The sequence below is a fragment of the Nitrosomonas oligotropha genome, assembly GCF_900106555.1.
In the GTDB taxonomy this organism is placed as follows: domain Bacteria; phylum Pseudomonadota; class Gammaproteobacteria; order Burkholderiales; family Nitrosomonadaceae; genus Nitrosomonas; species Nitrosomonas oligotropha_A.
This window is the reverse complement of record NZ_FNOE01000009.1, coordinates 89,431-111,409: the sequence shown is the minus strand read 5'-3', so window position 1 is coordinate 111,409 and position 21,979 is coordinate 89,431. Positions and strand designations below refer to the sequence as shown.

Below are 21,979 nucleotides of genomic sequence, written 5' to 3'. Positions count from 1 at the left end.
CTTCCCGATAAAACCCAGCATAGTGCAGCTTGCTTTCTCACAAGCACTGTTGCTCAATGTCCTTACCAGATCGACTATGCTTATTCTGACAACGGTAAAGAATTTAAAGGAACTGACAGCCACGCTTTCGTCAAAGCTTGCAGGCAGCACGGTATCGGTCAGAAGTTTACCCGCATCAATCGTCCGCAAACCAACGGTAAAGCTGAGCGGGTTATCCGCACCCTGATGGATATGTGGCACAGCAAGATTCACTTTAAAGACTGCGCCGATCGGCACATTCAGCTTCTCCGTTTCATTAATTTCTACAATACCGTTAAGCCTCACAAGAGTTTGAATAATGCCACCCCTTATGAAATACTCACCGCTTATTTCAATCAACCTATCTGTAAACAACTCTGAGATTTCTTACAGATTAACCTTGTTCATTGTCTGTTCTGAAATATATCATCAGATACGTTCGCGTATCACTTTTCCTCGCTTCTTCGTTAAAGTAGCAAAAAACTGTCACACCAGAAATTGCTGATAATACGGCGTGATAAGGTTGTGCTGTGTTTTTTAATATGCTGGTATTCATTGCGGGTTCCTCTTCAGTGTCATCTGACTCAATAGACTTGTCAGGCCAGTAAGGTGTATTTCTGGATGTCCGGCGTTTGGGCCAGCAGAGGCGCTATTTCTGCCAGTGCTTGCTGGATATGCGGCGTGGCGAAGTGTGCTGCGATGGCATTTTCTTCTGTCCATTCTTCGATAACCAAAAACTCAACCGGATGGCTGTTATTGCTGAATAACTGGTAGCTCAGGCATCCTGCTTCCTGGCGTGTTGGTGCGACGATTCCGTGCAGAATCGTTTGTGCACTTCTGGAATTTTGTCTGTGCGTGCGATGACGTGTGCAACGACTTTGATAGTTTGCTTCGACATGAAATTTTTCCTCCTTCGGTTGATGAGCTATCCCAAGCGAAATGCAATGGATCGCTTCTACAAACCTATACGAAGGAATCTGCTGTTTGGATGCAACGGACGATTACTGCGTGATTGAGTGAACTGGGATTTCTTGAGGATGCAATTTAAGTGTCTGTATATAGATTGAATATGTGGAAAATTTAAAAAACTTGTGTTTGTTTGCATCCAAATTTCAAGTGGCTGCGTATTGAGCAGTGGAGGTACTCAAAAAATATATGCAGGGGACTCCATTGACTTCCAGTGAAAGCAGACAGCGCTCACTGGGCACAATAACTTGGAATTAATGAACAGGAGAGGAAATCATGATGTTTGCACAATCAAGACCAGTTTCACCGGAATGGGTTAAATATTTCGCGATCGCTTTGATTTGCGCGCTCGTCGCCATTGACGGCATCGGTTCGGTGATGGCGGATCAAGTCAAGACCAACGTTCAGCAAACGGAAGCCAGCGACAGTGCAGATGAGCCGTGTCTCGTGATCAGAAGCGATTCGGTTGCGGCCAGATTGGGCGGGTATTATGGCATTTTTGCGTTTTTGGAGAACCATGCATTGCCTGCTTTATTGTCCGATCGTGAAATTGCATCGTTCTTTGGCAATTTGACGGAAACCCCCGCGGATATTTCGCAGTGCCTGGCCATGATGCTGGATCATGACTTGGGTGGTTCCTCACGGCATGACGGCACTCTGCTCGATACCGGCCATAAATGCCGCGGTTCGATGCCTAAAATTCACAAGGGGCGCAACATTCCGGATAGAACAATTACAAAATTCATTCAAATCATCGGTCAGCAAGCCGAGTTAGCCGGTATCAGCGAGGCTGATATCAAAGCCGTTGCCAAGGTGCTCGAGCAAAAGCGTGCCGGGGTGCGTAACAAATAATTCAATTCCGGCCGGTTGGATGCCCCGCTCCGTGTAGCGGGGTTTTTATTGCGGTTGAAAGCAGAAAGGGCTATTGCATTGAATGCAAACCGATCATGTTGCCTTCGGTGTCCCGGATCAAAGCGATAAAGCCATAGGGTCCGATGGATATTTTTTCGCGGATCAATTGTCCTCCCGCAGAGGCTGCACGAGCAGCCTCAACAGCACAATCCGCACAAGAAAAATAGACCAACACGGCGTTTCCGCCGGATGGCCCATCCGCCATTTTGACCAGCGCACCGGATGCACCCATTTGACCCTTCATCATGGGAAAGCTCCAAAGCTCAACCGGCATGCCCGCGGGACTATCCAGTCGCTCCAGTTTTGTTTGGAACACTGATTCATAAAAACGCTTGGCGCGCTCCATGTCCTGCACGTAAATTTCAAACCATCCTACGGGGTTATTGTTCATGTGCATTTCTCCTTTGCGTGCTTAAGTTTCGAATGGATTTTTATCTTAACCAAGGTTTGAATATCCTCGATCTTGATTCTCTATTGAGCATCGAAATGTCCAATTAACTGGGCTGGCATTGAGCAAGATTGTCTCTTAACCATCTAAACGCAGAACATTTACTTGTTGCGTTATTTTAGTGTTTTTCATGCTATTTTTCCCTCCTGAACTATTCCCGAGTAAAAAAGTCAGATATTTTGTTGGCTTTCATTTTTGATTATGATAAACTTTGTTCTCCATTACGAAAAGGTCTTATATTTCATGACCTTGAATGGATTGTGGTTAATGGTAACTACAACGGGAACTGTGGTTTTGATTGGTAAAACGTACTATTTCCTTACCCAAAAACTATAGTTTTTTTCTGATTAACAAATTTAATGGAGGAGAGGAATATGATCACAAGTGTCGTGATTTTTTCAACAAACGCCCGAGCGCGGAGGGTTTCTATGATGTCAAGTGTAATGGCATTGCAGTCATACACAAAAGTTTTCCCAACCTACACTGAACCTTGGAGGAGTTAAAATGACATTATTGATATATGATTCGAAAAAATTGATCGAAAAAGCACTAAAAGTATTTTCACTATTCTTAACAATTTCCGTTTTATCCGCTTGCGCACAAATGAGTTCCGTCGCTGCGCCAGTTGGAATTTCCAATAATGATCATGATGCTCTAGTCAAGTATTATGAGGATATAGGGAGAGAAACCAAAGCAAGGTTGCGGGAGAATAAAAAAGTTCTCAAGGAGTATGAAGCGCATCCTTATTACTTTGGTAGACAAGGTCTAGAAGCTCAATCGCATGCAAAAGCAAACGTTCGTGAATACGAAAAGACTTTGCGGGAAATTCAGATACATGCTGATTTCCATAGAAAAATGGCGTTAGAGCAAAAAGGCAAAGTAATAAATAAAGCGAAAGCTAATCAAGATCGTGACCTCACTTCAAAGAGTCCAGAGAGTTCTGTGAACAAAGGCCTTTGAGTAAGTAACGAACAACCACCGAATTTTTCGGTGGTTGGTCTTTAAGACCTGCAACAAAAAATCTGCAACATCGATTTTCAGTCACAACGCTGATTTAAAACTGTTCCTTAGAAGGGAAGTACAAAATCCAGCGAGAACAAAATTTGATCCTTATGGCCAGCAAACGGTTTGTACGCAACAGTACGATAGGCATCGACACTGTCATAGCGAATATTCGGTCGAATGGTGAGCTTCTTCAGATGATCCCAGCGAATTTTTAGCGTCTTAGCCGCTTTCCAGTTCATTCCCACCGTTGCCGCGTAATAATCCGCAGGTGCAACTGTAACGTTGTTGATATTTCCCGCATAGCTGACCGGTACGCCATTGACGATATTGGTTGCCGCCGCGACCCGGAATGGCGAAGGATTGCGAAATCCGTCTCTGTCGCGGAACCATTCGCCACGAAACCCAATCGATAAATTTTCGGTCAGATCATAATATAGATGCGTGACCAACCCCATCCACTGGGCATCTTTGACTACATTGGCGTATTTCAGATTATTCAATAGAACGCCGTCCGCGAATCCATGCACATGATGCAAGACCAATAAGGTTTTGGGATTGATTTTGTGTTGCAGCACGAGGTTAAACATTCCCCACGATTCACTGCTGTGTGTTGAAGTTTCGCCGTAAGTGCCGGTGGCATTGAACGATGTGGCCTGATTGTCACTTTTCCAGGTGAAACCGGCAATTCCGCTCCAGTTGCCAAGCTGTTTGTCCCAGCCGCCATCCCAGCCTCCGGTGGCGCTGCCGGTCACAGCGCTGCCCATGATTGACCAGTTTTTATCGACAATATAATTGGCTTGTAAGCCGGTATGCGTGAAAGGTTCGCCTGCATTAAAAGAATAAGCGCGCGTGTAAAAGAAATTGTCGGGTGCTGGAATTGTTTCAAAACCGGTAGGAGAGTAAAAATGACCGGCTCTGATATTAATTCCTTTTGTGCCAATGGGCACATGGGCTTCCAAATAAGCTTGTGGCAGGGCGATGCCGTAGGTTTTGGTAGAGGCGCAACACAAACCGAGATCCCAGTTGCTGCGCTTGAGCGCTTCACCGGTGTTGACGTCAAAAGCCGGTACGCCAAAGGCTTGAGTAAAAACGGCATCGGTTCCGAACAGGAAATCGAACCGTCCGCCAAAATCCCATTTGTGGGTTTCGGAAACCACTTGACGTTGAATAAACGTATTGAATTGATTCAACTGAAAACGATTGGCTTGATCGGCGAAAGCAACCGGTCCATTGAAGCCATCTGACTGGCTTGGATTAAAGGTTGCGCCGCCATTAACCCATCCGCCGACTTCCACCCGGCTGTCTTTAATAAAATTCTTTAGATTGCTTAAGTTGCTGGCATAGAGTGGAACCGGGGAAGCTATAAATTGAAACATAATGCTTGTCGCAGCAAGCAACAGCCATTTTGAATATTTCATCTTGCACTAGCGATAATAGTGATTCATTAATGAGTTACGACGGCCTGAAAATACTGCGCGGATGATAACTGATTTTACCAGTTTCATGGTGAATAGATACCGCGAACGAAGCAACACGCTGCATTACGGGACGCTACTCCGGAGCAACCGGAGTAGCGGTTATCGTATTCACCAGATAATTCCTGAGATCCTCATTTCAGCCGGTTACAACCACACCATCAATCCCATCTCCAGCGGATGCGTCAGCAGCGGGTGATACGGATAAATGCGGATGAAATATTCTTGTTTGCCGCACAATTCCGGGGTTAGTTTGAGCTCAAACAGATGTTCGCCGGAATCTTGGATGCCGGTAAAGGCAAACTTAAAATGGTCAAAATTGCACAGCCGTGTGGTCTTGAACTGGCGGCAAATCAATAATTCAATGACGATATCTTCGGGTGCCAAGTTATTCAGTTTGGCGGCGATCTTGAAATTCAGCGCTTCGTTAAAATGAATGCGTTCGCAAGGCGCATCCAAACGGCGTAACGTGACGCCGTGCCATGCTTGCTTTATTCTGGCCTTCCATGCGGCGATGTTTTTTGCACCGGCAAAATCATTTTCAGCATAAAGGGCGCCTTTGCCGCTGGCCGGACGATAAAATTTGGTGACATATTCATCGACCATGCGGGTCGCGTTATAGCTAGGCAGCAGCGATATCATCGAATGCTTGGCCATTTTCACCCAGCCGGGCGAGTAGCCGAGCTTGCCATGGTTGTAATACAACGGAACCACTTGGTCCTGCAGGATTTCATACAATGCGCGGCTTTCCTCCTGGTCGCGCACGGTACCTTCCATATCTTCCGGGCCGGGTTTGATCGCCCAGCCGTTTTTGCCGTCGTAGCCTTCTCCCCACCAGCCATCCAGCACGCTGAGATTGATCGCGCCGTTGATGCCCGCTTTCATGCCGGAGGTGCCGCTGGCTTCCAGTGGATAAATCGGATTGTTCAGCCAGACATCGACACCGGCGACCAGCCGCCGGGCGAGACGCAAGTCGTAACCTTCGACTAACAGCAGCCGTCCTTCAAACTCGGGAAAACTGGCGACTTGACTGATGCGCCGGATTAAATCCTGCCCTGGTACATCCGCCGGATGCGCCTTACCGGCAAAAATCAGCAATACCGGGCGTTCCTGATCCAGGATAATTTTGCGCAGCCAGTCGAGGTTTTCAAATAACAACGTGGCGCGTTTGTAGGTGGCGAAGCGGCGTGCGAAACCCAGTGTCAGAACATTCGGATTGATCGGATCGACAAACTTCAGCAGCCGGTCAAGATGCGCTTCGGAGCCGCGATTCCGGGCATTTTGCTCGGTGATGCGCGAGCGGATGCCGTAAAACAGCTGCGATTTCAACGATTGCCGCACACTCCAGAACAGATGATCCGGTATCGTATCGATCCGTGACCAATATTCGGTGTCGCACATTTTGTTGCGCCATTCGTGACCGAGATAACGGTCGAACAGATCGGACCATTCCTGCGCCAGAAAGGTTGGCACATGAATACCGTTGGTGACGTAGGAAATCGGATTTTCTTCCGGCTCGATCTGCGGCCACAAATCGCGGCAGATACTGGCGGATACGCCGCCGTGTATCTTGCTGACGCCATTGTGCGTGCGTGAGCCGTGAATCGCGAGCGCCGTCATATTGAAGTCCGGACTTCCGGATGCATGACCGAGCGCCATGAATTCTTCACGCGTAATGTTCAAGCTGCGGTAGAAGGCGTCAAAATAGGTTTGCATCATCTCCGTGTTGAAGTGGTCATGCCCGGCAGGCACCGCGGTATGCGTGGTAAAAACGGTATTTACCGCGACGCTTTCCAGTGCGCTGGCGAAATCAAGTCCTTGCTGCACCAGATCGTGAATGCGCTCAAGAATCATGAAAGCGGCGTGTCCTTCATTGATATGCCATATCGTCGGTTTGATGCCGAGCGCATGCAATGCGCGCACGCCGCCCATACCCAGAATGATTTCCTGTTCAATCCGCATGGTTCTGTCGCCGCCGTATAGATTGTGCGTGATATAGCGATCTTGCGGCGAGTTTTCCGGCAAATCGGTATCGAGCAGATAAAGCGTGACGTGGCCGATTTTCGCTTGCCATATTTTGGCCGTGACCTGGCGGTGCAGTAAGGGCACTTCAATTTGCAAGCCCGAGCCATCCGGACGCAATACCGGTGTGACAGGGAGGTCGTCGAAATCGGAAATGGTATAGGTGACTTGCTGGTTACCCTTGCTATCGATGGTTTGAAAGAAATACCCTTGGCGATACAGCAAGCCGATGGCGACGAAAGGCAAATGTAAATCGCTCGCCGCTTTGCAGTGATCTCCGGCGAGAATGCCCAAACCGCCGGAATAAATCGGCAGGCTTTCGTGAAAACCGAATTCAAAGCAGAAATAAGCGACTTGGTCTTGTGAACTCAGCCCTCCGTTGTTCTGTAGCGCCGATGCGTCATGGTAGGAGTCATACGTCGACAGAATGCTATTGTAGGTGGCGAGAAAAACCCGGTCTTCGGTCGCTTTCAGTAACGCCGATTCGTCCACGCGCTTCAGGAATGCCTTCGGGTTATGGCCAACCGCTTCCCATAAATACGGATCGAGCCGTGAAAACAGCGTGCGTGTGGCGCGATCCCAGCTGTACCAGAGATTATTGGCTAGCTCTTCCAGACGTTTCAGGCGTGGCGGTATTTTAGGATTGACGGTGATGGTGAAGGCGGTTCGCGGAAACATGCAGGCTCTCCTTGCTGAGAATGATCGTTGCTATGATACACCCAGCACCGGCTAATTGATTGGATTTGAAGATGGGAATCCGCTAGCGAGGTACGTTGGGTGCGGATTTTAGGGAATTTACGGGCCGTTATTGAGTAACCGAAAGGCTTCCTGACGAGCGCCCAGTAAGCCAATTGCGGGGTTGGTGACGATATGCACCGGAATTTCGCGCATGAGTGTGGAAAACCGTCCTTTCGCGTGAAACGCATGCATAAAGCCGCCCGCGCTGAGTGTATCGATAATTTTCGGCGCGATGCCGCCCGCGATATAAACACCGCCGCGGCATAATCCAGCCAGCGCCAGATTGCCCGCATAAGCACCGTAAATCGCGGCAAATAATTCCAGCGCCTGGATCGCGATGGGATGTTGCTGGGTTTGCGCCAGCGCCGTGATGATGGCGCCGCTATCTTCTTCAAGCTGGAGTGGCGGTAAGTCTGGAGATGCCGCTGCGTTCTGTTGCAGAAATTTAAAAATATTCGTCAGGCCGGGTCCGGACAACAAGCGTTCCACCGACACATGCCCGAAGCGTTGTTGCAACCATTCGAGCAAACCGGTTTGCAGCGGAGTGACCGGCGCGAAATCGATATGCCCCGCCTCGGTGGGCCATGCAAAGTAGCGATTGTTGACCGGTGTGAGCCATGCTACGCCCATTCCCGTGCCTGCGCCCAATACCACGCGCATCGCCTGCGCATGCGGTTGTCCGGCTTGCAGTGTGATCAAGTCAATTCCTGGTAGATTTTCAATAGCCAGTGCAACGGCTTCAAAGTCGTTGATCAGTTTGACCGATGGAATAGAGAAGGCATGGGCAATGTGCGCACTGCTGATCTGCCAAGGCAAATTGGTTAATCTTGCCTGTTGATCGGCAATAGGCCCCGCTACGGCAAAACAGGCTGCTGCGGGTGGGTTGGGTGCGGCGGTCTGTTTGAGGAATGCTTCGAGAATGCTGGAAAAGGTTGCGAAAGCTGTGCTGTCGTAGCGTTGTGTGCAGCGCTCATGTATTCGGCCATCCGCTATTTCAGCCAGTTGCAGGATGGTTTTGGTGCCGCCGATATCGCCGTAGAGGAGTTGTGTATTCATGTGCTGGTCAATCCCTGGAATCTTCTTAAGATGAATGGAAAAAGTGACAAGCTGGAACGATAGTATACCGCGGCGTATACGCTATGTTTTGATTGCCTTTGCGATGGTTTGTCTTACAATCACGGATTCAGTACATTTTTGCGCAATGCTAGAACTTCTATGATCGATCCACTGATTATCGCTAAAACAAATAAATCGGACTTGGCGCTTTTGCCCGCGATGGCAACGCGCCACGGTTGCATTACCGGTGCGACTGGAACCGGTAAGACGGTGACGCTGCAAAAACTGGCGGAGAGCTTTTCCAATATCGGCGTGCCGGTATTCATGGCCGACATCAAGGGGGATTTGACCGGGATTTGCAAAGCGGGAACGCTGTCCGGGAAAATGCAAGCGCGTTTGGATACGTTGCAACTGGATGTGCCGCAATGGGAAGGCTTTCCGGTGACATTGTGGGATGTGTTGCAGGAGAACGGTCATCCGCTGCGGGCGACGATTTCCGATATGGGGCCGCTGCTGCTGGCGCGTTTGCTGAATCTGAATGAAACGCAGGAAGGCGTGCTCACGTTGGTTTTTAAAGTCGCCGACGATCATGGTCTATTGTTGCTCGATCTGAAGGATTTGCGCGCGTTGCTGCAATTTGTCGGCGACAATGCGGATCAATTCAAAACGCAGTACGGCAACGTGTCACCGGCTTCGATCGGCGCGATTCAGCGCGGTTTGCTGCAGATCGAGAAGCAGGGTGGCGGCAAGTTCTTTGGCGAGCCGATGCTGAATATCGAAGACTTGATGCAGATCATCGACGGCAAAGGCGTGGTCAATATTCTGGCCGCCGATAAATTGCTAAACTCGCCGCGCTTGTATAGCTCCTTTTTGTTGTGGATGCTGTCCGAGCTGTACGAAAATCTGCCGGAAACCGGTGACCGCGAGAAACCCAAGCTGGTGTTCTTTTTTGACGAAGCGCATTTGTTGTTCAGCATGGCATCGCCTGCGCTGCTGGAGAAAATCGAGCAAGTCGTGCGGCTGATCCGCTCCAAAGGAGTGGGGATTTATTTCGTGGCGCAGAATCCTTTTGATATTCCCGAGAAGGTGTTGAGCCAGCTGGGCAACCGTGTGCAGCACGCATTGCGCGCGTTCACGCCGCGCGACCAGAAAGCGGTGAATGCCATTGCGGAAACCATGCGACCCAATCCAAAGTTGAACGTCAAGCAAGCGATTCTCGAACTTTCCGTCGGCGAAGCGCTGGTTTCATTCCTCGATGCCAACGGCTCGCCCGGCATGACCGAACGCGCATTCATATTGCCGCCGGTCAGCCAGATCGGCCCGATCACGGCGGACGAGCGCAAGGAATTGATGCAGTCGTCGATTGTGGCCGGTGTCTACGAGCAGGAAATCGACCGCGAAAGCGCTTTTGAGCTGCTGCAAGCGCGCAGCGGCGCGGAGAAACCGCACGGCAATTCAGCGCAAACCACAGCGGCCGGAAGCTTGCGCAAACCGGCGGACGAGGGGATTCTGGCCGGTCTGGGCGATTTGCTGCTGGGTTCGTCCGGCAAGCGCGGCGGACGTCGCGAAAGCGTGCTCGACGCCTTTGCAAAAAGCGCCGCGCGCTCGGTTGGCTCGTCGATTGCGCGCGAAATTACTCGCGGGGTGCTGGGGTCGATCCTAGGGCAGAAGCGCCGTTAGGGAAGTTCTGAAAAACGACTGCGCTCGTTCAAGCTGTGTTGAAATCAGGTTCAAATGCTCTTTACTCAATGTAAACTGCGCTTTCTCACCTGATTTCGCCTTGCCTGATCATCGCTCGCTACCTTTTTCAGAACTTCCTTAGCCAGAGCGCGGCTCTGTTTTTATATTGAGGAGAGAAGACAATGAAAAAAATCATCGGCGCGTTGCTTTTGTGCCTGCCTGCCGGACTGGTTCACGCTGCCGGTACTTACGACGGTATCTGGACGATAGACGATTTGCCGGAAGCGGGTTATTTAATGATCTCGGAGAATAACGGCCGGTTGATTTTTGCCGGTCTCAATCCACCTGATTTCGACGGCAATCGACGCTGGGGCGCATCGTGGGGCGGACATCAAGGACGGCACGGTGCGGCTGACGCGTTTGATTAACGATAACATCGATGCCGTCACCGATGTCATCTTTACTTCAGCGACGACATTAACGTTGACCCAGAAATCATGCCGTCCGATCAATCCCAATTATGTTTGCTCTCTGCCAAACGGCGTGGCTTTTGCGGCCACCAAGATTTGGTAAAAAACGGATCACCACATTCCTATGCACACCATCATGAAATCACTACTCATCGTACCCATCCTGTTGCTGGCCGGTTGCGCTTCATATTCGATCTACGGCGGCGACCCTGCGCAGCGGCAATTGCGCAACCAATGGTCAGCCAACTACGAACTATGCGAACGGCTAACCGTCGCGACACTAGCGCCCGAGAAAATCCGCGAAGAATGGACCAATGAAATTACCAGTAGAAGCGTGGATTGCAACCGGTATGCGGCAACCACGCATACTGCGGTGAACCGGGATATGCCGGTTCTGCGCTGGAGCACGCAATGGACTGCGCCGAAAATGACTTCAACCATACCCGCGCCGAGTCAATTGATTCATGCGCGGTGAGTTTTGGGGAGCTATGAAACCCGAACCTTAGAATGAAGCATCAATTCAAAGGCAGCATTAGCCGTGATTTCGATGCCTAATGTTTGACATGAATGGCAACGGGAGATCGCAGGTCGGTAGCTGTCCGCTAGATGGAGGGAGTGGATGTCACTTCTTCTTCGTGCTGATAGCCTTCTCGTTCCGGGCTTCTATGGCTGCCAGCTTTTCGGCAGGAAGCTGGTCATAATCTCCTGCACGGATTTTGGGTGCGTGATCATTTGATCGGCGATCGCATTCACCAGCCCAAAGAGACGCAAAGCAGTGTCACGATCATCCTTGAGATCAATAGTTCCGGGATGAACTGCTTCGTTTCCAATCACACGAACCACGTCAAGTGCTCTCTGTACGAGTGGGTTTAAACCTTTCGACACCAAGCTTGCGATATCGTCGTCAATGTTCTTGCCCTTTTCACCGAGATGCTCGCAAAGCTTCTGAACGACTAAACGCATAAGTGCAGCCGCTCCACGCGGTGAACTCCCCACGATTGCGCGGGCTTCTTCAAAGTCAGCTATGAGTTCATCGGGTAGGTCGGTGTTCGGTAGTACACCAACTCGTTGTGCAGGGAAGGTCAAATTTTTATGTACCCATACGGCGATCTTCTTGCAGTTGTAGCACTCGCTCAAGTGAAGATTGCTGATGTTGTTGTAGACATAGGAGCCGCTCTGATTGCGATCTAGAAGCACTAGCCCTGACATGATCTTGTCGATCGACAGCAGGAATTGCTCCTTTTGATCTGCTTCCAGTTCCTTTGCTTTCGTGATTCGATCTCTCGTCTTGGCGCCGGGGAATGATGGCACTCGCTCTTTCTCGCTAATTTGGTTTGCGTACAACTTGTACCAGTGCTGGGTTGTGAATGCCCCGCAGTGAGGGCAATCGAAAGCAGTGACAGAAATGGAGGGTGGTGTGGCAGCTTTACTCATACATGCATTGTCCCCACGGGTTGCGTGTTTGTGACGGCCAACGCAGTATATAAGACATTCTGTCCAATAATCTCATATGCAATGTCGTAAAACTGTGGTCAAAATTAATTCTCATCCTATATTTCCAGATAAAGTTAAAAATGAATGCGGCAAACAATACAAGTAAAAAGACCTGACAAGTTTTGTATTGAATACGATGTTCATTTTACTAAAGACCGGTCCCAATAAGGCATGTCGCCGACGTGTTCTGCTAAGAAATTAATAAAAGCGCGTATTTTTATGGGTAAATGCCGGCTGGGGAGATAGCAGGCGTAAATATGACGCTCTACGGATAAGTAGTCCGGCAGCGCTATTTGCAACCGCCCTTTTTGCAGTTCCATGCCAATCGTATACGTGGGCAGCAGGGCAATGCCTAATCCATACAGCACCGCTTGTGCGAGTGCATCGTTATCGTTGATCCGCAGGGTTCCGGAGATCGGAACCTTGATCTTGCCTTCCGGCCCGTCGAAACGCCAATAGCCTTGTTCGGGTGAAAGCGCGCAATCCAGACAGTTGTGTTTTACAAGTTCCGCCGGAGTTTGGGGTGTGCCCCATTGTTGAAAATACTGCGGGGTTGCGCACAATATGCGGCGGACAGGCGCAATCTTGCGTGCTACCAGATTAGGATCGGGCTCGTTGGTCACGCGGATTTGCACGTCATACCCTTCTTCAATCAAATCGCCCGCATGATCGGTGATGGTTAAGTCAACTTTGATCTCGGGATAGCGCGCGAGAAAACAAGGCAGCGCCGGGGCGATATGGCGCGTTCCGAATGAGCTTGGCGTGCTCACTTTCAGGGTTCCGCGCGGCTCGTCATGAAGACTATTGATGGCTCGCTCGGCGTGTTCGGCTTCTTCCAGAATGCGTTTCACATGTTCCGAAAGCGCAATGCCTGCTTCGGTCAGACTAAGGTGCCGCGTGCTGCGGAGCAGTAAGCGGGTGCTGAGATCCTTCTCAAGCTTTGCAACGGCTTTGCTCACCGCTGAACGAGAGATATCCATGCGCCGCGCCGCCTCGGCAAAACTGCCTGTTTCTACCACCCGCGCAAATATGACGAAAAGATTAAGATCTTGCATCGTGTCATTGTATCTAATTCGGAAACAAAATGTTTCGCTTTATTGGACTTATCACCAAGACATTCAATCTATATGATCTATCCCAAGGTGAGATATTTAATTTGTACCTTTAATTTTGTACCTTTAATTAATAGGGTTTTTTTCATTGCATTTAAATGGCTATTATATATCGATCCTTATTTTGTTTGTTCTTTGGTCACTGCAATTGAGGGTGATTGGTTGATAAGCCAGTAGTCTTATTGTCAACCTGAAAGAACGTATTATTAACCTGGATATTGATTCGAACCGGCGATGCGCTTTTTGCCGGTTGGTATGAATAACCGGTAAACAACCTAAAAGAGGAATAATAAATGGAAACTAAAGAGTTATTAAAAGCACCGCAGCTGGTTGTAGTTTATGCAATCACGATTCTTTACACGATTACGTTTTACTTGGCCGCTTTTACAGAGCCGTCTGCGACGAAGAAACACTACAGGATTTATCAGGTTGCCCAGGTGGAAACAGGTCGTCCTGTTCATCTTGAAGCTGTAAGAGATAACAGCTCGGGTTAACGGAGTGTGGATTGCGCCCCCGTGCTTGTGCCTGGAAAATCATTGAAATATGCCCACGGGGGCGTCCGGATTAGTTAGTAATAATTAATTGAAGTTTTGGAGAGGAGTCAATGGATAATTCGATAGTAATGAAAAGATTCGAAATCGTAATTGGAGCGGAGTATGTCGATCAGTTGACGGAATTGCTGGAAAGAACCGAAGTCAGCGGATATACCTTTTTCAAGAATGTCGGCGGTATCGGATCGCGGGGTATCCGCAATCCCGATGATGTTCTGATAACCGATGAAAACATTGTGATCATTCTCGCTTGCAAAGAAGACAGGGCGCAGAAAGTGCTGAATGAACTCGGCGTGGCCATGAAAGGCTTTGGTGGTATGTGCCTGGTTTCAAATTGTCGTGCACAAATGCCAGGATGAGATGAATGGATGAAGCCCTGTTTTTAATGCCAGCTGGGTAGCTGGCATCAGCTGCTAGGTTTCGTTAGTCCGCTTAAACGCCGATTCTTACGCTCCAGCTCATAGCCGCACGCAGTAAAGGATTGGATCAAAATGTCTTGTTTTCTTGTGTTGATTGGATCACACTGGAATAGAGTTTTGATTGATCAATTCTGTTGTTGGCGGATCATCAAACTCTTTCTTAGTGCGTTCATTTCTCATGAAAAAGTAGCTTTATTTTTTCTATCCACGGGAGGCACATCATGGCAAGAGATTCTGCATTAATCAGCAAAATTAAATCCGGTATCGTCAGTAATCTGTCTTGGAGAGCTGCGCGAAACACCAATCTCCATATCGAAAACCAAGTGCTCAAAAAGGGTGAAGCTGTGCTGGCGTATAAGCAGCGCATCGTCATGGAGCGCAATTCCATCATGGTGTTCGCGGATGACGCGCCGCAATATAACTGGTCGCATCCGTGCCGCTATTTATTGCACGATGCGGAAACCGGTGATTTGTACAATGAGGTGAGCGCTCAGTTTCCACCTTATATGACAGCCGATGTTCCCAACACTTTTCAAGCGTTTCATACGCCCATCAAGATCGCCGAACCTGAAATTTATTATCCCGTTCTGCCGTGGCTGCGCTGTCCGATCCGTTGGACGAAAGGCCAGCGTTACGCGGTGTTGTTCTCGGGTGCTTCAAACAACCGGCACACCAACGATCTGGAGTTTCTCTACCGTACTTTGCGCGATATTTATGGCTTTCCCGCCGCGAATATCTTCGTGCTGAATTACGACGGCACGATTAACTACAGCGGCAATCCACACCCGGTGGTGAGTTGGCCGGGGGACAGTTCCGCCTATCGGATGCCGGTCAACGGCAAGGGAACAAAAGTCGATCTGGATACGGTTTTCAATACACTCAAGGCAAAATTGAAACCGGACGATCTGCTGTTGATCCATACCAACAATCACGGCGGTCATAATGGGTCACAGTCCTATCTCTGTACTTATAGCGGAGCGGATTATCTAGCCTCGGATTTTGCCGATACGCTGGCGACCCTGCCCAAACACTATTGCATGATGGTGATGATGGAGCAGTGCCATGCCGGCGGTTTTAACGCGCCGATCCTGGCGAAATCAACCGCAGCCTACACCAGCGTTTCGTCCGCCTGTCTGGAAGCGAACAATTCCATCGGCGGTGCGCAATTCGACCCGTTTGCACGCGACTGGATTGCTGCGATGGCAGGGCATACGCCGTATGGAGGCGCGTTGGCATCCAATCCCGATACGGATGGATCCGGTAAGGTTTCCGCGCGTGAGGCGCATGACTATGCCGATTCGGTGCATGATCCCTATGACACGCCGGTGTTCAGCCGATCCTCGGTAGCGGCGGGTAACTGTTTCCTCGGGCAGCGCTACTGGCATGTCTGGCCGATTTACTGCCGTTTGCTGGTGGAAGTTTTGCAGCCGTACTACCTGCGCAAACCGATCCCCGAGTTTTACGATATGGTCCATGCCAAGCTGGTGCCGCAGTTGAGGGAAATCGAAAGCAAGCTGGAAAATGCTTCCGCGGCACAAGAGAAAGAGCTGCGGGCAACACTGGGCGACGTCGTGAAAAAGACGCTGGGTAGATGAGAGAATCCGATCAGGGCATTTTCGAGCGTGTCAGCTCGGTCTTTGACGATGAAACGTTATCCAACGCGATCGTCTATCTGAGCCGCGAGATTGCGCACGCCGGAGCCAGGGTTCACGCCGGAGATGTGCTGATTGATATTCCCTGGGAAGCGCGCATTGTGTTTGTCGATCTCGAGCCCAGGGCCAATTGGGGGCATCGCTGTGCCTACATCATCTTGCAGTGTGAGGGCAACGGATGTATCCGCAAAGATGCGCAAATGCCGCCCTTTCTCAAACCCGGCGGCATGCCGTTCCGCTTGTTGTCGAAGGGCGCTGAAGTTCCGGAATGGACGGTTGCAACGCTGTAAACAGGGCGGAATGCCGGATGGGTGTGCATTTGACAGTGCAACGGGCTTCCAGTACATTCGCGCATGAAAGCGGGGGTATTGTATATGCCTTCAGCAAGTTGATTCGTTCAGTAACAGCTCGCCTTATTCACCCATAACTAGGTTTATCGATTATTCATTATGATCAATGTGGCCGTGCAACTCCTTGCGACACAGCTGAATCAGTATTTACGCCGTACTTACAATCTGGGTGAAGATGTGGTGGTGGTTTCCAATTTATTGGAGATCGACGGTACGGTGGCAGTCAATGTCAATAATAAGCTGGTTGTTTTTTTGGTGAATATCGAAAAGGATTCCGTGCCGTTCCGGCAAGTCAGCCTGCATGAAGTCGGGCAACGGGAGGTACAGAGCAGTGTGCCGCTCTATTTTAATTTGCACCTGATGATGGCGGCGAATTTTACCGGCAATAATTATCCCGAAGCGCTGAAATTTTTATCCAGCACGATCATTTTTTTTCAGAAGAATCATGTGATCAATCATCAAACAGCACCCGAGATGGACGATCGCATCGAGAAACTGATCCTGGATATCGAAAATCTTTCCATCCAGGATCTCAGTAACTTATGGGGTTCTTTAGGGGGTAAATATTTGCCATCCATTCTGTACAAGGTGCGCATGGTGGCCTTCGATACCGAGGATGTGGTTGGCCGTATCCCCGTTGCGGGCGAGCCGAAGTCGATGGTGCAATAGTGTTTCAGGAATGGTTTTGGGTTGAGTTGATCTGGAAAATAACCATAGATTGAGCGGAATATGGGTGCCTATCGTTTACTCGTCAATGTAACTGTCGAACATGCCTATTTCTCCGGCCAACATTGCAAAACCCTGGAATTCATTCCCAGCGAATCTTGTGTGGTGTTATTGAGAAGAGCAGGTTTACTGCTCAAGTCATCGGAAAGTGGAATTGCCGTTTATTTTGACGAAGAAAAAATCAATATCCTGCGTCTTCATGCGGAAGACGACTTGGTTCTGACTTTTAAAGTTTTTTCCAAGGACAATAACTTCTTCCGCTATACCGCTCCCGGTGCGCCGCCCGATGATGCGATTCTTTTCTTCGATACGCAACAAGTCACCCGGGATGCCGCAGATAAACAACTGCTGCATCCGGATGCGTATGCCGCCGCGGATGCTTGGCTGAAGCTCACAGCCGATCCCTTGCCTGCCATACTGGAACGCAAGGATTATCTCGTCAAGCCGGTGCTTATTGCGCGGGTAAACATTACTGCCGGAGCGGAAGGATTGTGTTCGGACAAGCTGGATGACGCCGCGCGTAAGTTTTATATCCGTTTAAACACCAATCAGACGTACTGGAAATACTACATTCTCGGCGATTTATCGAAACGCAATGTGTTCATCGCGGATTTGGATAATGTCTTGCAGTTTGAAAACTTGGGAAACGTGACCTTGCCCGGAAATCGCAATGCCATTCAATTGCTGTCTTCAAAGGCGATTCCGCTGCATGAACTGCCCGATCAGCGCTTGCAGTTGAAAGAATCCACCGGCACGGGTGACAGAGTGCTGGTCAAACGCCTGCCGAATGCCAGTGTGGAGCAAATTCATGCGGAAATGATCAGTGACAAAATAGCGAGTGTTTCCGAGATTTATATTAATTGATAGATAAAATGGCGCGCAGTGGCAGAGTTGTCTGCGCACTATTTCTTCCCGATTTGTTTCTGACTGGATTCGACAGACTAACGCGAGATGGCGAGTGTTCGGATGTGAGTGGTACCGCTGTAACCGGGTTGTCAGATAATTTGACAAGAAACAATGCGGATGCCATGTTCATTGGTAAGGTTTGACACCGTTATCCGGGGGGTGACTATGAAAATTTATCGTTTGACCGCTCATATCCCGATGGCTCATACCTGTCAGTTGATTCTGACAATAGCTAAAACCCTGTTGACAACACCAATGTTATTGAATAAAAATCATGGTCTTATAGTGCATTCGTAGATGCCTGATACTTGCTGGTCATCTTCTAACAATATGAGATCTTCATGTCTGAAATTCCACCGTATCAGCAGCTATTTGAAGTAAGCCCACACCCTTATTTGCTCCTCCGAGCGGATTCCGCTTTTACCATTGCCGCCGTAAACAACAAATATGTAGAAATGACCCGTACCGAATGCGATGCGATTGTCGGACATGGTTTATTTGAGATTTTTCCCGATGACCCGGAAGATCCGGCTTGCGCCAGTGTAAGAGATTTACGTACTTCGCTCAATCATGTGCTCAGTAAAAAACGCGCGGATGTCATGAACGTGCAAAAGTACGATATTCCATTGCGCGATGGCAGTGGAGGCTTCGAAGTCAAATACTGGAGTCCGGTCAATACACCGGTATTGGATGAAGAGGGCCAGGTTGCCTATATTTTGCATCATGCGGAAGATGTGACTGAGTACATCGTCAGTCATAACCATAAAGCGCAACCTGGCAAGGTGAAAGGGCGCGCACAGCGCATGGAAGCGGAGATCGTGCAGCGTGCGGCTGAAGTGAATCAAGCTAATCGCGCTTTGAAAACGGCGCTGGAAGAATTGGAGCAGATGAATCAGCGTCTGACGGAGCTGGATCAACTTAAATCACAGTTTTTTGCCAATATCAGCCATGAATTACGCACACCGCTGACGCTGATCATCGCTCCTTTGGAGAACCGCATGCGGTGGCTCACCGGCAGCAACGCTTCCGCGGAAGAACGCCATGAAACCGGATTGATGCTGCGTAACGCGCGCATTCTTTACCGCCACGTTACCGATTTGTTGGATGCGGCTAAGCTTGAGGCGGGGCGCATGCCGGTTTTTTGGGCGCGGTTCGATTTGGCGGAGCTGGTGCGAGTCACGGCAAGTTACTTTGAATTGCTGGCGCAGGGGCGCGATATCGCATTACAGGTTATCGTCCCGGAAGTCTGTGCAGTTGAAAGTGATAGCGAGAAGCTGCAACGCATCCTGCTCAATCTGCTGTCCAACGCATTCAAGTTCACGCAGGATAAAGGTTGTATTGTCGTCCGGCTTGTTACCACCGAAGCGCGCGCGCAGATCGAAGTTCAGGACAATGGTCCCGGCATACCGGCGGAAATGCGTGAGCACGTGTTTGAACGCTTTATGCAGGTGGAGAGCAGCGTAACCCGGCAGCATGACGGCACCGGCTTAGGGATGGCGATCGTCAAGGATTTTGCCGATTTATTGCATGGCAAGCTCGAACTCGAAGAATCACCCGGGGGTGGCGCGCTATTCAGGATCACGCTGCCGCGCACCGCGCCAGCCGGTTCGGTACTACGGGATGCGCCAGTTTCCCTGGACGAGATCATTGTGCATGAAGTCATGGATGAACTTCAGAGCCGTGCGGAAAGAACCCCGCCGCTCCCGGTGGCCGCCACCCATTTGCCCTTGGTTTTGGTTGTTGAAGACAATGCGGATATGAATCGCTTCATTGCCGGCATGTTGCAGCCTCGCTACCGCGTAGCCAGCGCTTTCAACGGCCGTGAAGGATTGGAGCAAGCGCTGAAGCTGGCACCCGATTTGATTCTTTCCGACGTGATGATGCCGGTAATGAATGGTGAACAAATGGTGTGGCAAATACGCCAGCATGCGGAACTGGATGGCGTGCCCATCATCATGCTGACTGCTAAGGCCGATGACGATCTCTGTGTCAAACTGCTGAAATCCGGCGTGCAGGATTATCTGAACAAGCCTTTTGCCGTGGATGAGCTCCTGGTGCGCGTTGATAAACTGGTGTTCGAGAGACAACTTGTCAGAGAACAGCTGCGGCAGAGCGAAGCACGATTTCAGGCTACTTTTGAGCAAGCCGCCGTCGGGATTTCGATTATTTCACTGGAAGGATATTGGTTGCGTGTCAATCACAAGCTTTGCGCTATCCTGGGGTACAGTCAGGATGAATTGATGGCGCTTACATTTCAGGATGTCACCTATTCCGATGATCTGGAAGCAGACATCAATAACGTAAAGCGCATGTTGAACGGTGAAATCACTGCGTATGCAATGGAGAAACGCTATATTCGTAAGGATGGCCGCGTGATATGGATCAATCTTCACGCTTCCCTGGTGCGTAAGCCCGATAACGCGCCGGATTATTTCGTCGCCGTGGTTGAAGATATCCAAAGCCGCAAGGAGATTGCGGCAAACTTCAAAGAAGCCAGACGCATCGCCAACCTCGGGCATTGGACCTGGAACGGCGCGGATAAACAAACCTGGTCCGAGGAGCTTTACCTGATTTATGGCCGTGATACCGCTTTGCCGCCTGCGGATTATCAGGAAATGGCGAGTTTTTACACCGTGGATAGCTGGAATAAGCTGGCTGCCGCAGTGCAAAAGTGCTGGCGCGACGGTGCTGCATTTGAGTGCGATGCGGAAGTGGTGCGGCCGGATGGCGCGCATCGCTGGACGATCTCACGCGGAGAAGCAGTGCCCGATTTTGACGGCCGCATCATTGCCATGCGCGGAACCGTGCAAGATATCACCGAGCGCAAGCTGGGCGAAATGGCGCTGCAGGAAAGCAAGGAACGACTCAAGTTGTTCATTGAATACGCACCCGCCTCGTTAGCCATGTTCGACCGGGAAATACGCTATCTTGCTTGCAGTCAGCGCTGGCGTAACGATTACAACTTGGGCGATCGTGATTTATTGGGGGTATGTCATTACGATGCTTTTCCTGAGATCGGTGAAGAATGGAAAGCGATCCATCGCCGCTGTCTGACTGGTGAAATCATCCGCGCCGATGAGGATCGTTTTGAACGGGCCGATGGCAGCATACAATGGTTACGCTGGGAGGTGCGGCCTTGGCATCAAGCCGGTGGTGCAATCGGCGGGATTGCCATGTTTACCGAGGATATCACTTACCGGAAACAAGCCGAAGCGGCATTGCAGCAACTGAATGCCGATCTGGAAAAACGGGTTGCGGAGCGTACCGCCGAATTAAAGATGCTCAACCAATCACTGGAAAGCTTTGTGTATTCCGTTTCGCATGATTTGAAGGCGCCACTGCGCGGTGTCGAAGGCTATAGCCGGTTGCTGGAAGAAGACTATTCCGATCGATTGGATGACGAAGGACGTTTATTCATCACCAACCTGCGCGGGGGTGTCACGCGCATGAATGAGTTGATCGATGATTTGCTGGCTTATTCACGCATGGAACGACGTAAATTGGATTCCCATGCGCTGGACCTGACGGCATTAACCCAGCGGGTGATTGCGGAGTGTGACGGGGAGATTGCCGCGCGTCAGATCGAGGTCATTTGTGATTTACCGCTATTGATGGTCAATGGTGATCGCGACGGCCTGGCTATGGTGCTGCGCAATCTGCTGGAGAATGCGATCAAGTTCAGCCAGCATGCGGCTCACCCGCGCATAGAGTTTGGCGCTGACCGGGATGATCGGCATGTGATCTTGTGGGTCCGTGATAATGGTATCGGTTTTGACATGAAGTATAATCAGCGCATCTTTGAGATTTTTGAACGTCTCCATCGGCTGGAAGATTACCCGGGTACCGGGATCGGTCTGGCTTTAGTCAAGAAGGCTATGCAACGCATGGGAGGACGGGTATGGGCACAAAGCACGCCGGGTGAAGGTGCAACCTTCTATCTGGAATTGACCGCGATGGCGGAAAACTTGAAATAGCGACG

Annotated in this window: 22 protein-coding genes; 14 read left to right on the top strand and 8 right to left on the bottom strand. The window is 50.0% G+C overall.

What is annotated here, in order from left to right:
• Positions 1-69: 69 nt before the first annotated feature.
• Positions 70-399: an integrase core domain-containing protein gene (locus BLU57_RS16830; RefSeq protein WP_371113153.1), complete on the top strand. Its 330-nt coding sequence runs from the start codon at positions 70-72 to the stop codon at positions 397-399.
• Between the two features lie 215 nt (positions 400-614).
• On the opposite strand, the gene BLU57_RS16500 is transcribed toward BLU57_RS16830, so the two are convergent.
• Positions 615-797, bottom strand: coding sequence for a putative quinol monooxygenase (locus tag BLU57_RS16500; protein WP_256206202.1), 183 nt, complete (start codon positions 795-797; stop codon positions 615-617).
• Positions 794-916 (bottom strand): hypothetical protein, encoded by a 123-nt coding sequence (locus BLU57_RS16495; RefSeq protein ID WP_256206201.1) that lies wholly within the window; start codon positions 914-916, stop codon positions 794-796. The genes BLU57_RS16500 and BLU57_RS16495 overlap by 4 nt, the downstream gene beginning before the upstream one ends.
• Positions 917-1,260: 344 nt before the next feature.
• Here BLU57_RS16495 and BLU57_RS07005 point away from each other — a divergent pair, with 344 nt between their 5' ends.
• Positions 1,261-1,836: a hypothetical protein gene (locus BLU57_RS07005; protein ID WP_143026947.1), complete on the top strand. Its 576-nt coding sequence runs from the start codon at positions 1,261-1,263 to the stop codon at positions 1,834-1,836.
• A gap of 70 nt (positions 1,837-1,906) precedes the next feature.
• Here the strand turns inward: BLU57_RS07005 and BLU57_RS07000 are convergent, their stop codons facing one another.
• The gene (locus BLU57_RS07000; RefSeq protein WP_090318335.1) at positions 1,907-2,287 is read right to left on the bottom strand and encodes a VOC family protein; all 381 of its coding nucleotides are present in this window, start codon (positions 2,285-2,287) and stop codon (positions 1,907-1,909) included.
• 561 nt (positions 2,288-2,848) lie between these two features.
• On the opposite strand from BLU57_RS07000, the gene BLU57_RS06995 reads away from it, so the two are divergent.
• Positions 2,849-3,304 carry a hypothetical protein gene (locus tag BLU57_RS06995; RefSeq protein ID WP_256206200.1) on the top strand — a complete coding sequence of 152 codons (456 nt, stop codon included), beginning with the start codon at positions 2,849-2,851 and terminating at the stop codon, positions 3,302-3,304.
• A 107-nt stretch (positions 3,305-3,411) separates the two neighbouring features.
• Here the strand turns inward: BLU57_RS06995 and BLU57_RS06990 are convergent, their stop codons facing one another.
• The 3 genes from BLU57_RS06990 to glk all read right to left on the bottom strand — a co-directional run bounded on the left by BLU57_RS06990 (position 3,412) and on the right by glk (position 8,640).
• Positions 3,412-4,725, bottom strand: coding sequence for a porin (locus tag BLU57_RS06990; protein ID WP_256206199.1), 1,314 nt, complete (start codon positions 4,723-4,725; stop codon positions 3,412-3,414).
• Positions 4,726-4,971: 246 nt separating this feature from the next.
• The gene (glgP, locus tag BLU57_RS06985; RefSeq protein ID WP_090318329.1) at positions 4,972-7,524 is read right to left on the bottom strand and encodes an alpha-glucan family phosphorylase; all 2,553 of its coding nucleotides are present in this window, start codon (positions 7,522-7,524) and stop codon (positions 4,972-4,974) included.
• 117 nt (positions 7,525-7,641) lie between these two features.
• The gene (gene glk / locus BLU57_RS06980; protein ID WP_090318326.1) at positions 7,642-8,640 is read right to left on the bottom strand and encodes a glucokinase; all 999 of its coding nucleotides are present in this window, start codon (positions 8,638-8,640) and stop codon (positions 7,642-7,644) included.
• A gap of 159 nt (positions 8,641-8,799) precedes the next feature.
• On the opposite strand from glk, the gene BLU57_RS06975 reads away from it, so the two are divergent.
• The 4 genes from BLU57_RS06975 (at position 8,800) to BLU57_RS06965 (ending at position 11,265) form a co-directional block, all read left to right on the top strand.
• The gene (locus BLU57_RS06975; RefSeq protein ID WP_090318322.1) at positions 8,800-10,320 is read left to right on the top strand and encodes a helicase HerA-like domain-containing protein; all 1,521 of its coding nucleotides are present in this window, start codon (positions 8,800-8,802) and stop codon (positions 10,318-10,320) included.
• A 182-nt stretch (positions 10,321-10,502) separates the two neighbouring features.
• Positions 10,503-10,748, top strand: a complete 246-nt coding sequence (locus tag BLU57_RS06970; protein ID WP_090318319.1) for a hypothetical protein — start codon at positions 10,503-10,505, stop codon at positions 10,746-10,748.
• Positions 10,726-10,893: a hypothetical protein gene (locus tag BLU57_RS16040; RefSeq protein ID WP_176776389.1), complete on the top strand. Its 168-nt coding sequence runs from the start codon at positions 10,726-10,728 to the stop codon at positions 10,891-10,893. The genes BLU57_RS06970 and BLU57_RS16040 overlap by 23 nt, the downstream gene beginning before the upstream one ends.
• A gap of 33 nt (positions 10,894-10,926) precedes the next feature.
• Positions 10,927-11,265 (top strand): hypothetical protein, encoded by a 339-nt coding sequence (locus BLU57_RS06965; protein WP_143026946.1) that lies wholly within the window; start codon positions 10,927-10,929, stop codon positions 11,263-11,265.
• A gap of 188 nt (positions 11,266-11,453) precedes the next feature.
• Here BLU57_RS06965 and BLU57_RS06960 read toward each other — a convergent pair whose 3' ends face one another.
• Complete coding sequence (locus BLU57_RS06960; RefSeq protein ID WP_218131644.1) at positions 11,454-12,224, bottom strand: DUF4145 domain-containing protein; 771 nt, start codon at positions 12,222-12,224, stop codon at positions 11,454-11,456.
• A 200-nt stretch (positions 12,225-12,424) separates the two neighbouring features.
• Entirely contained in the window at positions 12,425-13,339 is a 915-nt protein-coding gene (locus BLU57_RS06955) for a LysR family transcriptional regulator (protein WP_090318314.1), read from the bottom strand.
• Positions 13,340-13,689: 350 nt separating this feature from the next.
• Here BLU57_RS06955 and BLU57_RS06950 point away from each other — a divergent pair, with 350 nt between their 5' ends.
• The 7 genes from BLU57_RS06950 to BLU57_RS06920 all read left to right on the top strand — a co-directional run bounded on the left by BLU57_RS06950 (position 13,690) and on the right by BLU57_RS06920 (position 21,974).
• Positions 13,690-13,890, top strand: a complete 201-nt coding sequence (locus tag BLU57_RS06950) for a hypothetical protein (protein ID WP_090318311.1) — start codon at positions 13,690-13,692, stop codon at positions 13,888-13,890.
• A gap of 128 nt (positions 13,891-14,018) precedes the next feature.
• Complete coding sequence (locus tag BLU57_RS06945) at positions 14,019-14,306, top strand: P-II family nitrogen regulator (RefSeq protein ID WP_256334379.1); 288 nt, start codon at positions 14,019-14,021, stop codon at positions 14,304-14,306.
• A gap of 281 nt (positions 14,307-14,587) precedes the next feature.
• Positions 14,588-15,961 (top strand): C13 family peptidase, encoded by a 1,374-nt coding sequence (locus BLU57_RS06940; RefSeq protein ID WP_090318305.1) that lies wholly within the window; start codon positions 14,588-14,590, stop codon positions 15,959-15,961.
• Positions 15,958-16,308, top strand: a complete 351-nt coding sequence (locus tag BLU57_RS06935; RefSeq protein ID WP_090318302.1) for a hypothetical protein — start codon at positions 15,958-15,960, stop codon at positions 16,306-16,308. Before BLU57_RS06940 ends, BLU57_RS06935 begins: the two co-directional genes overlap by 4 nt.
• A gap of 159 nt (positions 16,309-16,467) precedes the next feature.
• Positions 16,468-17,037, top strand: a complete 570-nt coding sequence (locus tag BLU57_RS06930) for a Pvc16 family protein (RefSeq protein ID WP_090318300.1) — start codon at positions 16,468-16,470, stop codon at positions 17,035-17,037.
• 60 nt (positions 17,038-17,097) lie between these two features.
• Positions 17,098-17,958, top strand: coding sequence for a hypothetical protein (locus BLU57_RS06925; RefSeq protein WP_090318297.1), 861 nt, complete (start codon positions 17,098-17,100; stop codon positions 17,956-17,958).
• Between the two features lie 383 nt (positions 17,959-18,341).
• Positions 18,342-21,974 (top strand): ATP-binding protein, encoded by a 3,633-nt coding sequence (locus BLU57_RS06920; RefSeq protein WP_090318295.1) that lies wholly within the window; start codon positions 18,342-18,344, stop codon positions 21,972-21,974.
• The last annotated feature ends 5 nt before the right edge of the window (positions 21,975-21,979 follow it).